At 52.5% G+C, this 14,363-nt stretch carries 7 protein-coding genes; 4 read left to right on the top strand and 3 right to left on the bottom strand.

What is annotated here, in order from left to right:
* The first annotated feature begins 10 nt into the window (after positions 1 to 10).
* From OVA24_RS06835 to OVA24_RS06820, 4 genes are all read left to right on the top strand, one after another.
* Entirely contained in the window at positions 11 to 1,087 is a 1,077-nt protein-coding gene (locus OVA24_RS06835) for a WGR domain-containing protein (protein WP_267674448.1), read from the top strand.
* 54 nt (positions 1,088 to 1,141) lie between these two features.
* A complete protein-coding gene (locus OVA24_RS06830; protein WP_267674447.1) occupies positions 1,142 to 1,369 on the top strand; it encodes a hypothetical protein in 228 nt (75 codons plus the stop codon).
* 11 nt (positions 1,370 to 1,380) lie between these two features.
* Entirely contained in the window at positions 1,381 to 1,755 is a 375-nt protein-coding gene (locus tag OVA24_RS06825) for an IS66 family insertion sequence element accessory protein TnpA (RefSeq protein ID WP_267674446.1), read from the top strand.
* 122 nt (positions 1,756 to 1,877) lie between these two features.
* The gene (locus OVA24_RS06820) at positions 1,878 to 2,030 is read left to right on the top strand and encodes a hypothetical protein (protein ID WP_267674445.1); all 153 of its coding nucleotides are present in this window, start codon (positions 1,878 to 1,880) and stop codon (positions 2,028 to 2,030) included.
* Positions 2,031 to 2,730: 700 nt separating this feature from the next.
* Here OVA24_RS06820 and OVA24_RS06815 read toward each other — a convergent pair.
* The 3 genes from OVA24_RS06815 to OVA24_RS06805 are packed head-to-tail and all read right to left on the bottom strand — an operon-like array spanning position 2,731 to position 14,061.
* The gene (locus tag OVA24_RS06815; RefSeq protein ID WP_267674444.1) at positions 2,731 to 8,943 is read right to left on the bottom strand and encodes an RHS repeat domain-containing protein; all 6,213 of its coding nucleotides are present in this window, start codon (positions 8,941 to 8,943) and stop codon (positions 2,731 to 2,733) included.
* Between the two features lie 40 nt (positions 8,944 to 8,983).
* The gene (locus OVA24_RS06810; RefSeq protein WP_267674443.1) at positions 8,984 to 11,761 is read right to left on the bottom strand and encodes an RCC1 domain-containing protein; all 2,778 of its coding nucleotides are present in this window, start codon (positions 11,759 to 11,761) and stop codon (positions 8,984 to 8,986) included.
* A gap of 50 nt (positions 11,762 to 11,811) precedes the next feature.
* Positions 11,812 to 14,061 (bottom strand): discoidin domain-containing protein, encoded by a 2,250-nt coding sequence (locus OVA24_RS06805; RefSeq protein ID WP_267674442.1) that lies wholly within the window; start codon positions 14,059 to 14,061, stop codon positions 11,812 to 11,814.
* Between the last annotated feature and the right edge of the window lie 302 nt (positions 14,062 to 14,363).

The raw sequence follows: 14,363 nt of genomic DNA, 5'->3' as shown, positions 1-14,363 counted from the left end.
ATACCAACCAATGAAACAAACCACCCTGTATTACCGCGAAGACCCCTCGGACAAGATCTACCAAGCCCGCATCGAACCGAAGGACGACGGATACATCGTCCGCTTCGCATACGGCCGCCGGGGTTCCACCCTGCAAACCGGAACGAAAACCCCTGCCCCTGTTTCCCTTGAACAAGCCGAACGGATCTTCGGAAAGCTCATCAAGGAGAAAAAGGCCAAGGGATACAAGGAGGAGGGCGAACCCTCTTCCCTGCCGGTCCCTCCGAACGCTAATGGACAGAACATCGGCATCCGTTGCCAGCTCCTCAATCCCGTCGATGAATCCGAGATCCCCGGTCTCCTCCGCGACGACCGCTGGTGCCTCCAGGAAAAATTCGATGGACGCCGGATGATGGTGAGGAAAGCCGGACAAACCGTGACCGGGATCAACAGGAAGGGATTGATGGTTTCACTTCCCCTTCCCATCGTTGAAGCGGCTCAAGAGATTCCGTTCGATTTCCTGATCGATGGGGAGGCCATCGGTGACGTCCTCCACACCTTCGACCTGCTGGAACTCCGGAAAAGGGATCTCCGTCCCCTCCCCTATGCGGATCGGCTGACTTATATGGTGCGGTGGATCGACACCAGTGCTGCCATCCGGCTCGTTCCCACTGTATTTGGATCCGGCGACAAATCCGCCCTCCACACGCGGCTGAAGAAGCAGAACGCGGAAGGAATGGTGTTCAAGGATCTCAATGCCCCTGTGATTCCCGGAAGACCTGCCAGCGGAGGAAGCCAATTGAAGTTCAAGTTCGTGGAAACCGCGTCGTTCATTGTCCTAGCCGTGAATGCCAAACGGAGCATTCGCCTCGGTTTGATGGATGATACGGGAACGATGGTCCCTGCGGGGAATGTCACTATTCCTCCGAACATGCCCATTCCTGCGGTGGGGGCGATTGCGGATGTGCGCTACCTCTACGCCCAACGGCAGAGCGGATCCGCCTATCAGCCCGTCTATCTGGGTGAACGGGACGACATCAATCCGGCAGATTGTGTGGTTTCGCAGTTGAAGTTCAAACCCGATGACGGAGTGAACGCAGCAGCGTGACCCAAGAGAAATCCCCCACCCACCAAAGGATGAGGGATTTCTTTTATCTGATGATTGCCTCTCCACTACACCTTCACCGAACAGGCACTCAACCTCATCATCCGCACCTCGGAAGGCACGCTCAGGGCCGTCGAAAACCTCTGCGTCGGCTCCCTCATCGAGGCCGTCCGCGACCGCACCAAAACCGTCGATCTTAAACAGGTAAACGCCGTCCTCCCCCGTAAGCGTGGTCTGTGGCCCCCCTGGAACTCCATTGCAGGAGGGGTATCGTTGTCGTCATAGGCATAGTGGCTATGACGACAACGAAAGAAGACGGGAAGTTGATCAAGGTGGACGCCATCGGCAGGGTGAGGACGGCGGCCGCGCAGCGGGAGGCTTTGCTCGATGCCTATGAATCGAGCGGCTTGAGCGGTCCTGAGTTCGCAGCCCGGCATGGAGTCAAATACCTGACCTTCGCGACCTGGCTCCAGAAGAGGAAGCGGCGGACAGGAAGCTATCCCGCACTGGCCCATCCTGATGGAACGAAGGCCTTCCCCGTGCTGCTGGCGGAGGTGGTGTGTTTGATCCCGTGTTGGGCGGCGAAGCGGCTCGCGCTCTGGCCGCTATTCCAAAAGGCATCCAGCAAACTCCGGCGCTGGTCGGCGGTGAACCGCAGCCGCCCGATCTGATCGGTCCTGATGAAGGTATCCATAGGTGTGGGATATCCGACACCTACCATCCGGCATCTCCAAGAACCTACCGATGGTGCTACAGACCACGCTTACAAAAGACCGCCATCCTCTACACCATCGTGGAGAATTGCCGCCGCCCGGGCATCGCCCCGGCGGACTACCTCACCGATGTCCTGGAACTGCCATTAGGCATGGCGGCCCGTGAAGGCAACCGCCTCACGCCCGCTGCATGGCTCGCGGAACGGCGGGCAAAGCACAAGCCCGTCGCTTGAAGTCATTATCGTCATAGAGCCTCTCACTATGACGACAACGATACCGCCGTTGCAACAGTGTCCAGAAGGCGCTTGGGCGCACGCTTACCGCGATGAAGAGTTCGGAGATCGATCTTGTTCTTCCCCGGAACTGGAAGCCAGCCGGCGAACCGGCTATCGTGTGAACAAAGTGGCCTAAACCTTCAACGGGTGCTGCGCGGAGCGCTTACACTGCTAGTCGGGGCCAACCGCACCGTCCCCTTCCTCCCAATACTTGCGATTTGTTAAATCAAAGTAATACCGAATATCCTTACCCTCAAATCTCGAAACCACCACAACCACCCCTTCGTCGTAACTTTCAACAAAATCTATGAACTCCGGATTCGCTCCATTCACACTCATACCCAATCGATTCGAAAGCCGAAATGCAATTCGATTATCACTAACACGTGAATGGAAATTCGCAATATTAACGCCGTCACCCTCAACTTGAACAAAAAATATATAATCCGATTTCGGAACCGCCAGATAATACGGCTCATACCCCCTAAGATTCCAATACTTTTCCCCATTGACAGACAACCAACTTCGTCCACTAGAATGAACATTGAGATACTTTAGAAAGTTTTTCGTTCTTCCATATCTGATTTCACCAGAATCTGAACTACTGAACAGCACCCAAAAAGCGATGATCCCAGCGACGATAAAACAGAAACAATATTTACTCTTTAAGAATCTCCAAGAGATCTGCTTCAAACCTATTTTTGACATATTTATAAGGCATTGGTTGGGTTGTATGAAAAATAGCAGCTGTTTCCCGACGCGCATGCATGATCATTAGCGGAACCTGATCAACCCCCAATCCACCCCAGATCTGAAATCCTGCATGGGCTGGAGAGGTTGAATCGGCAACCGGATGCTGAGCCTTACCTAATCGGGTAATAGCATTTCTAATCTCAAGAAAGGCGAGGAATTTGGTTGCTTTAACCTTTGACTTTACATTCCTACGGGCCGAATTAGCCATTTGTTTTGCCAAATTCACCTCACTCTCGATAAACACTCTCATAGCTAACTCCGCATGAATAATAGCCTGCTCTGGGGCTCGCATTGCATGCTGATACGAATTATACTTACTCTGCGCAGATATAAAGTTCTCGTATATTTTCTCACCGGTTCCATCGACCAGATCGTTTCCATTTTTTAACATTTGGGTGACATTAATATTAAGGCAGTGCCAGTTGTATTTACTATAAGTAGATCCCGCAGGCAGCTTATCTCTGCTAGATTCCATCCAAAAGTCTATCAATTCGTAATGCTCCGACTCTTTCCACATCCCGAGATAATCAATAGAATTGATCGGAGCATTATCTACGAATCCATAAAGATTAACTCCTCCTAACTCTTCGATTGGATCTCTCGCCGACCATCTCCCGGCAAGAGGGTCGTAATAGCGGCAGCCATAATAGATCAGACCACAATCTCTCTCGAGTGGTTTAGTCGAGAAACCGTAATCCACCTCTCCCTGGTGCCCCCCTAGAGGTCCGCTTGCATCAACACTCTTTAAAATAATATTACCAAAAGAATCATAGTCTTGACTCTGTTTGATGGTGCCGTCCGCTCCGCTCCAAGCAAGAATATTCCCATTACCATCATACGAGGCATACACCTTGCCCAGCGCGCTCGCGTCACTGACTTTCCTCACGTCTGCCGCCAACAGCCCACCAACGCCTCCGGCTCCTTGAATCTGTGCAACATCCCCACTCTGCTGACCGGAGAGGTCGAGACCCCAGAGGTAGGTTTGAGGCGCGTTGAAAGTGATGGAACTTCCATGAAGCGTCCATTCCGCCACCACGTTCCAGCCTTCGTAAAGGTAGCGCTTGTGCGTCACCGTCACTCCTTCCGTGACTTTCTTCGCAATCCGGCGACCCTGCCAGTCATAGACGAACTCGATCGTCAGATCCGGGAAAGTTGCATTAGTCGCGGCATCAGTAGCTTTCATCTCGCGGAGGCGGTTCTCACTGTCCCACTTATACTCCCACATCCCGTCACTGGCAAGGTTTCCGGCCTCGTCATAGGTCCGGATGGTAGAGGCTGCTGGCACCGCCAAATTGCCACTGGAAACCGGGGACCCAAGATTATCGGTCACTTCCACCGCGAGATTTACCGGGCCGCCGGTGTTCGACACACCGATTTCATGAGAGAACCATGTTTCCTGGCGGCCTGCAAGCTGGGTGTTCACATAAACATCATCCAAGGCAGGCGCACGTCCGACCATCCATGCTGTCGCGGAAGTCGAAGGAATATATTCGATCTTGGAGTATTGATTGTGACCATTTCTAGTGTATTCGAGGTGGGTCAACGCTCCGGTCTGGCCGCCGCCATATTTCATCCAATTGCGATTGCCAATATCGTCATAATAGTACTCCCGTGCAAGACCGTTGATAGCATCACCGGCAGTATTGCGTCTCAATGCGCCTGTCACCTCGCCGCGACCATTGTAGCTGTAGCTCCATGAGGTTCCGTCTTCCCGCCGGGTTTGCGTTCGGCGATCCACCAAATCATAGCTATAGCCAACCGATGCGATCATCCCCCCAGAGCCATTGCGGGTGGTAACCGACGACACTCGGCCCTGGAAATCCACCGGGCGGGTCTGGGTCACCACGCCCCCCGAAAGATCGCCGGTGTAGCCAGCGACGATACCGCTGCCAGGATGGTAGCTGTAGCTGAAGGTGCCGTGTAGCGATCCGACCGATGCCAGCCTGCCTTCATCATCATAGCCGTATGCCACTTCCATTCGGCTGGTCGCACCATTGAATACTTCATAGCCCTTCGGAAGTCCGCTTGCCGGGTCCGGAGTTTCGTAATCCAGCTTCACTCCAGGAAGATAGCTGTGCCCTCCATCATACTCGACTCCACTGACACGTCCTGCGGTGTAGCTGAAGGCGGTGGAACCGCTACCCATGGCACCGCCATCCGCGTCCTCATAGTTCTCGTTTACAATTGCTACCAGGCCCGCATTATTACGGGTAAAGATGACATCCTCGCCGTTTCCATCGCCGCCGTAATTAATCGTCATCGTCTCCCCAAATGCATTATAGGTGTATTTGGTAACTTTACCTCCGACGACCTCTTTCTGTTCCAGCCTTCCGAATGGATCGTAGGTGTACTCGATCTTATCCACATCGCCGGAACCGTGATTATAATACTTGGCGGCTAGCAGGCCAGCAGCATTATACTCCCAACGAGTCACGCTCGAACCTGAAGCGCTGGTGGTGGTGAGAGTCTCCTTGTCACCATATTCGTTGTAAGTGAAAGATTGCGGATACTCCACGGTGCCCCCAATAGAATCGATTTGTCCGCGCACGGTATAGTTGTAGATGGTCGTTTGGCCATCCGGCCGGGTGATCGCGGCCAAGTTCCCTGCTCCGTGAGAGGTTGAATTGACGTAGCTATAGGTTGTCGCCCGACCCAGCGTATCGAACATCTTCTCCACTTGTCCAACGCCATTGTATACAGTTCGGGTAACGGCGCCGCGATGATCTCGGGTATGCGTTACCCTGCCCAAGCTGTCATACGTCAAAGTCGCACGATGGGCGGCATCCGACGAATGTTTCCCCTGCTGCCATTGAATGCGCCCATTCACCATGAAAATAATCTGTGGAATCAGACTCCTGTTGCCACTAACTGTGGTGGTAGATTCCTTCTGTCCTCGGTTAAAGACTGTTACTGTCGTCTCTATCTCTCCATCGGGGGTTAGATCAATATTTTTTAGACCATCGCCCTGCCATAGCCGGGTCATGGAATAGGTTTGCTGAAGGGCATCCGGCTCCTCAATACCCTTACTTTCCGTTACCTTCTTCCACCATTTCCCTTCATGCAAAACATATTCTGTGCTTATTTCAATAAGACGACTTGGTCCATTCCACGTATCGGAAATCCACTCCGAGATCCTTCCGCTATAGGTATGCATCCCCATGGACCCAACTGCGTTGAATGCGGGGAAAGACGATGAAGCGATGCTCCCTGGTCCAGCATAGCCGGGGTAGGATGTGTCGCCAACTGTATATCCAAACTTACCCGAATAAGGGAATCCGGAGCCTCCGTCCTCTGTTGTAACTTCATAAGATCCGCTTTTCGCATCCGGATTAAGCGTCCGCAGTAGCTCTCCGCTTTCCCATGAAAAAACTTGCTTCGTATAACGCGGGCTATTAGGTGCGCCCACCCGGGTCGTTGTCGCTTGATGATAATATTCATCCTCATCCTCTTCCAATCCGTAGAAATTGTAAGTGGCAACTACTCCCGTTCCAGTGATAGATTCGACTCGGCCATCCCGATGAACTGCTGTGACCACCGTAGATCCTCCCGGACGCGTTTCCGTCGTCGTCCGGCCGTCGCTAGAATAGCTCCATTCCGTAACCGAACCGATCCGGTCTTCCTTCAAAATCGGCCGACCAGCCAGGTCCACCACTGCCCGCGATACAAGCACCCCATTGACCATTTCTCGAGTTTCAAGACCATCATATTCCGTGGTCTCGGTTATCGAGGCAACGCCGCCCCCCCCTTCGACCGTCCGCGATATGGTCCTGCCTTGCCCATCAACGACCAGCCGGGTTATTATTCCTGTTTGATCGATCTCCACCGACTCGACCGGTGTCGGATATTCATTTTGGACAATGATCCTGCCATCCTTCCATGAATAGGTTTGGCGCCCGTAAGCATCATAAGCATAGGTAGTCTGTGTGGCGGGCACGAAACTTGACTCATCGGAAACACCAGAAACTCCCGGAGGCAAAATTCGCGTTTCTTCTAACATTAGACCCTGCATTCCTGAGATTGTTATTGTCTGGATCGATCGTCCCGGGATCACATACTGTCCACCGGAATAGGGAATCTGGTCGGTCCAGCTCGTACCCTGCGTGACCACAGACATCGTATGAATGGCAGAATCTTCCGTGCCCGGAGCAGCAGGTGTGAAATCCGACCAAGCATTTCCAGTTGCAGGATTCCAAGTCCCTTTGATCTGGTCGGTAATCGTCGCACCCCAGAGTTCGTCGTGCGACACCGAAGATCCTCCCTCACTCACGATATTGCGGGTGGCATCGCGAATAATCTTAGGCGCGTGACCGTCTTCTAGAAGCCAGGTCTTAGCTGTCTGGGTATATGTCTCGGTTCCAATATATGCTTCGACTCGCATCTGCTTAACCGGAAGATTCATTACCGCCAACTCCGTGTTCCCATCTACAACTCCCACGCCAGTTACAGGATCAAGCGAGGGAGGCATTGTCGACTCCCATGGTTCGTAGGTGGTCGCCACATTTCCATCGATGTCGTAACCGTAAAGAATCCATCCTCCATCATTCCGCTGATGAAACTTTAGTTTGCCGTTTAGGTGGATATTCCCGCCCAGTAGAGCAGCGTGCTGCCCGTAATAGTGCCAGGTTTCGTCCAATCCGGTATCCGTCAAGCTATTGAGAACCACCCTCCTCAAGGTCGGGAGTTCCTCCACTCTCAAAAGAAGGGCTTCGTGGTAAATCGGAATATAGCAATATTCCTCGATGGTTTTGGAAACCAACTCCTCATTGTCATGCACCGTTGTAGTCGAACTGCGGTACGACGCCCGGATGGATGCGGCATCAGTCAAATCAAGACCCTGGTCCTCCGTCACCGTCACCGTCCTGCCTCCGCTCGATGTCGTGGTGGTCATCTTGTCAGTGGAAATCCCATAGTCCGTGACCTTTACTGGGTTCAAGCTGTCAACAAAGGCACCGGTCCACTCGGAGATCCGCAGGCCATTAGAAAAGCCGGTCGATGCGGGGGTGATCTCATATTTATAGATGGCAAGCTTCTGGCCGGTAAAAATACGGCTCCCCACATTATAGCCCGATGCGGGATACACATCGATCTGTAGGAGTCCCGATAGCTCCTCGATGCAGATCACCGCTTCCTCCGACACCAGTATCCGTCGTGGATCACCCGTCGCGGGATCCCAGTGGACCGGCATCGCGTCATTGTCTTCGTCAGATGGATTGAAATACTCCGATGAAATTAACACACCAATGCCCGAAAAATCCTCATCGCCTACCGGATGAGAAATTCTCAATGATCCCGCGCTCTTCCTCATACCTGAATCATCAACCCCACCCAACGGAATCGAAATGCCAATCGCGGGTTCCGCAAGGAACTCTGTCGCCGCCGCTTCAGGGAGATCAGAAAAAATTCCCTCTTGGATCCCCTGTGTGATTCTCGAAAGCCCGGGAGCTTCGTTCCAGTTTGCCCCGTTCACCGATCCTCCCGCCTGAGGGGCGGTTGTCCCTGCACCACCAACATCAGGAGCGATCCGGACATAGTAACGGGTTACATCCTTTGCTTTCCTCTTACCTTCTACAATCAGAACTTCGTCAGGATCATGATTGTGGGGAATGTTGGTTTGATCATGCGCATCAGGGAAATTAACGGTATCCCACTTGAAATTTGCACTGCTGCTTCCCTGCTGGAGCGTCATGGTTTCGGCGTTAACCCACGCCGAATAAGTGGGCAGCCCCGGTTGATCTTCATCGATAATTTGTATCTCCAAGCGGCACCCTTCAAATAATAGATTAGCCGACGGGCAATCTTTGGCACCTGTGTATTGTGCCGAAATTTCCATAGGATAGACCTTACCGGGGAGTAGCATAATCTTACGCTCTTCACCAAGTGACGCTCTTTTCCACCCCTCCTCGTCGCGTATTCTCAAAGTAGCCGAGTTCACTTTACTCTCTCCCTCATCATCCACAACATCCGGTATCCTCGAAGGATTCTGATCGGGAACCGGGTTTGAGATCTGAATCGTGTTTGTGATAACCCCTCCCGGACAAGACCAGCAGTTCGCCTGGGCAGACCCAATCCAGTATGGCAAGGCTAACAACGGAACAATCGATGCAAAAGGAGTTCTCATGATCGTATAAAAAGAATTACAATAGCTACAAAGAAACTGCCTATCTTAACGGCGTGAGTACAAACACTGAAATAATCGTTGGACTATCAATTGCCGGGGTCAGCGGATACTCATCCTCCCCGTCCGGGACACCGTCATGATCCGTGTCAATATCTATCGGAGATGTTCCCAGTGCGTATTCCTGGGAGTTGGTAAGACCGTCTCCATCAGGGTCATCACTGGGTCCGAAGCCATGGCCTATACCAAAATATCCCTCCATCCAGAGCTTGAACTCTTCCCAGTCAGGAATGTCGTTGGAGTTTCCGTCATAAGGCGTCTTGAGGCGCAGGTAGTCTGAGGGCTTTGAAAATGCCCCCGCAGAACTCGCCGCAATCGCGTGAATCTCAAGGTTGCCCCAGGTTGTCGGAGTGTAGGTGTAGGTGTAGGGAGCAGTATCGTCCTCTCCGAGATAAATGCCATCAGCGTAGAAGTAGACTCGGTCGATACTTCCCGAACTCACTGATGCAGTTGCCTCCACCGTCACGTTATGGTGGAGATTTACTGATGTATCGGATGATGGTGCGGCAATCAAAAGCTCGGGAATCGGATTTATATAGTTAAACCCCAAAGCTAATCGAGCGACACAATTGGCATAGGTATTGAAAGAATTTATCAGCTCCCCCCTAGGACCAAAACCAGTAGACAATATTCGGCCGTCATCCTTGATAATATAACTTGTTTTATTACCCGCGAATGTCCGCCCGGCCTGTCCGACATTTACGTTTGGAATTTGAATTGGCATTGATCGAACGGCATTAGTATCATCACCTAGCTGCCCATACGAGTTGGCTCCCCATCCCCATACGCTCCCATCTGATCTAATAGCCAACGAACATGCCCACAGTGCTGCGTCAAAGTCTCCTTTACTCGCCGAAATTGAAGTGATTCCGGCGAGGTTCGCAACTTGAGTTGGAGTTGACCTGTTCGTAAATGTTCCATCGCCAATATTGCCACTCGCATTGCTTCCCCAAGCCCAAACGGTACCATCATCTTTAAGCGCAATGGCAAATTCACATCCACATGAAACGGCGATTACCCCATTAAGACCCAATACCTGAACTGGGATATTGCTAAACGTAGTTGTTCCATCCCCAAGTTGTCCCGACCAGTTCGCACCCCATGTCCAAACGGTCCCGTCAGATTTTAGAGCCATCGAATGAAAGTACCCGGCCGATATTGCAACTATCCCAGACAATCCATTTACCTGTACAGGACTTGACCGATCTAGCCACGAACCGTCTCCCAACTCACCAGACCAATTTTGTCCCCAAGCCCATACTGTACCATTATTTTTTAGCGCCAACGAGTGACACTCTCCTGCGGAAATAGCAACCACGTTGTCCATATCTACTACTCGGACAGGAATAGGAGTCGCACTATTACTAGTTGTCCCATTCCCCAGCTCCCCAACTGAATTACTCCCCCAAGCCCACACCTCGCCGCCATCATCCAAGGCAAGCGAATGGGATCCCCCTGCTTCGGCACTTACGATATTCTTAACTTTTTCAACTTTATTTGGCGTGAGATGACTCGATATCGCCTCATACCCCAACTGCCCCTGATCATAGCGACCTACGGACCAAACATTACCATCAACATCAACAAGAAGGGTATGCCCTGAACTACCTGATATCGAATCAATATTCGAAATAAATCTCTGGCTCCAGCTTTTACGTTGAACCACCGCACCGTCGCCCAACTGACCATACCGATTATTCCCTAAAGAAACCACGGATCCATCCCCTCCCAGTATAACCGTGTGGTGTTGGCCTGCAGAAACCGACACCCCGACTAATCCGATCACTTGAACCGGTTCACTTTTCCGCGTGGTCGTCCCATCCCCCAACTGCCCGCTTTCATTACGCCCCCACGCCCATACCGAACCATTTGAATTAAGTGCAACTGTGTGATATTGACCGGCTGATATCGACACAGCTTCGCTCAAACCTATTACTTGAACTGGCGTGCTTCTTTGGCTCGTCGTTCCATCTCCGATCCGACCACTTTCATTGTTTCCCCATGCCCACGCCGTTCCATCAGACTTCACAGCCACGCTATGGCTTTCACCCGCTGATATTGCTGTCACTGAATCTAATCCGAAAACTTGCACTGGAGTATTCCTTGCAGTCGTTGTTCCATCTCCGAGCCGACCGCTTCCATTGTTTCCCCATGACCAAGCCGTTCCATCAGACTTCACGGCCAAGCTATGGCTTTCACCCGCTGATATTGCCACCACTGAAGTTAATCCCGAAACTTGCACCGGAGTATTTCTTTGGGTCGTTGTTCCATCTCCGAGGCGACCACTTCCGTTGTTTCCCCATGCCCACACCGTCCCATCGGATTTTACGGCCATGCTATGACTTCTACCCGCTGATATCGCCACCACTGAACTCAATCCCGAAACTTGAACCGGTATGGCTCTATCTATTAGCGTCCCGTCTCCCAACCTTCCATTGGTGTTGGATCCCCATGCCCAAACGGTTCCGTCGGATTTCAGTGCGATCGCATGTCCCTCCCCCGCAGAAACGGCCACCGTCCCGGTCAGACCTGAGACTTGAACTGGCATATCCCTCTGTATAGTCGTCCCATCCCCAAGCTGACTTGTATCATTGTATCCCCAAGCCCACACTGTACCATCTGCTTTGACAGCAGTGGTGAACAGCTCGCCCGCGTCAAGTATTTCCGCCCGCACGCTTCCAGTCAGTCCAACCATGGAAATAAACAGAGCGGCGCTCAATATATGATATACATCTAACAAACAGGCATCCAGAAGAGGCAATCTTTCCCGATTGCACGCCCGAATCGGGGTATAATTAGAATTATTCATAGTTAATCCTTTTGGTTAATGCATTCCGGAGGCAATCCGGCATGCGATTTTGAATCCATTTCGATATAGGCCAATCCCACGTTCAGAGCTGAATTGAACGCGCTCCAACCTTCCGGAAATCTGGGCTTTCCCCTAGGGTTGAAGGGATACATCTCGCTCCCGGGACCTGAGGAGAGCGATCCCCGGCAAGTCTCCAGACGTGCTGTAGTTCCGTTCGGGAACCCCACTGGCCATCCTCTCTCGATCATTCCATTCCACCCCCGTTCCGGATGATGGGGTGAAGCACTATTGATCGGATTCCGCCCCAAGAGGCAGTCCAAGGCAGCAAATGCGATCTCTCTGAGACGTTTCTTTTTCGCGGAATCCTCAATCACCCAGCTTACCGACAAGGCACACGCCGGGAAGCCCCCCAAATTACCAGGCTCGTTCATCACCGGGATCGTCCAGTGGTCTCCAAGGTCGTAGCGACGGAAATCCCAGAGGTTATCGGATCGGGAGATGGCAACATCCGCCCAATCCTCCAGCTTCTTTTTCAGTCCCGATGGAGCCTGCTCCGGGTAGTTCTGCTGGAGCCACACCAAGCCCGTAATCATCTTGTGCTCGCTCATCCGGTGACCCTTCGTGTGGCGCGGGTCCCTCCAGTCCATCTCGCGGATCACATACTGCGCCTGGGAAATCGCGGCGGTGAGGTAATTGATCCCTCTTCCGCTTTCATTACGCCGAGTCACTTCATACATGAGAAGGTTAGGCAGAATCGAGTGCCCGGGAACATGGCGGCCCTTGTAGGGATTGAGTGCGGGGCCGGACATCTGTCTCAGTGCCGGGTCTGTCGCCTCCCTGTAGTCCCGGGGTTCCCAAGTGTGAGGAACCCTCAGAAGTCCCACTTTCGCCCAGTGCTTGTCCACGAATGCTTGGGCTTCGGTGAAAAATGTTTTCGGGATCCATTTCTTGAGCTTCGGCTCCAACGCTAGGACATACGCCACTTGTTCGATCAGTTGCGAATGCACCTGTAAACCGATGCCATCGCCGCTCGGATCGAAGATCTTGGGTTTGGCCATGGTCATCCCGCAGCCCCAATGGATCAATTTCACGGCATCCGGAGCGTCAGCTGCCGGGGCCTCATAGTGGCGATAGTAGTATCGGGCCGCTTCCAGGAGATGATTGTCTCCCCTCGTTGGCACCCATTTGAAATCCGGAGAGAGAACCCTGACTTGCTCCGCCTGCCAGTCGATCTGGCGAGGCATTTCGCTGATCTCATCCGGAAACGCCAGATAGAGCATCACCAATGACGCCAATTCGTGGGTGTAATAACTTCCATCCCGCCATGCGGCACCACCATAGGCACTCGGGTGAGTTCCCACGACCGAGCGCGCATCAACCATGAAATCCACCATTGGTTGCAACAGGGATTTTTGCAAAGCTCTCTCACCCACCGCAAAAGGAAACGATTTTTCAGCATCCATCCCTCCGCCTTCAACGTGAATCGTGTAGTCCCCTCCGTCCTTGCCTGCGTTCCATGCTGAGAAATCCCCAGTCCCCGCCCTTATGTCTCCTGTGAAAAGCGCCTCCTTGTCCGAACCTGCTTTTCGGACTGAGAACTTGGCGCCATCCTTGATCGCGGTTGGCACAGTGAACCGTTTCGGATAACCGTCGTTGTAAGCGATCTGGTTCACGCTCACCATATGTGTGCCATCACCATAAAAACCTAGGCCTTCCCCGAGCGCTGCTGACTGTGGGTAGAGCGCAAGTTCCCGCACAGCCACCTCGCCTTTCTGAACAGTCCACAGCCGGAGAGAGGATGTTTCAATCAGCCCTCCTGGGACCGTAATCCTTAGTTCATCGAACCTGTTATTGGAAAACTCTCCGACCTTCTTCCAATCGGCTCCTTCCTTCACTTGGATCTCTCCCGCCGTCACGAGCGAGCCCTTGATCGATCTGAGACCGCTGTGGAGCTGAACTTCAGAAACCCTTACAGGCGACGGAAAGTCCAATTGCAACCACTGCCCTTCCCCCTCTCCTCCACCCACCCATGCAGAAGCATCGGTCGCATCTCCATCAGCAGCATTCTTCGCGTCATGCGTCCCCGAAACGGAACTCGCTGATACCTTCGCCCCACGGAGAGGACCGGAGACTTCATTCTCTGCAAGGAGACCTGAAACTCCGAATAAAGGAAGCGTCAAAACAGAGGCAAACGCTATCTGGCACACCGAACGACTGCCCGACAGAATTGATCTTTCCACCCGATAAAACATTAAAGGGTCGAATACTAACAGCGCACCAACTGATCAACTATTTTCTTCTTAATGTCCGGTTATGGGATATTTCAGTTACCCATCAATCGCCCCCATGAAAGATAGTTTCATCCCATGACGCAAGTCAATGTCATCACCGCGCAATCGCGTTAAGCGGGCCACATCCCTCACCGAAAAGGCCGTAGATATTCAGTAGGACAGCAACAGTTGACCAATGCACAGCAACAGTTTACCAATGCGATAACCGCAGAGAAGCCCCCTCAACTCGGGCGTTCTACCTTAGCATTCTTACTCTCCTGCCT

Source organism: Luteolibacter sp. SL250 (assembly GCF_026625605.1).
In the GTDB taxonomy this organism is placed as follows: Bacteria; Verrucomicrobiota; Verrucomicrobiia; order Verrucomicrobiales; family Akkermansiaceae; genus Luteolibacter.
This window is presented reverse-complemented; position numbering and strand designations above follow the sequence as displayed.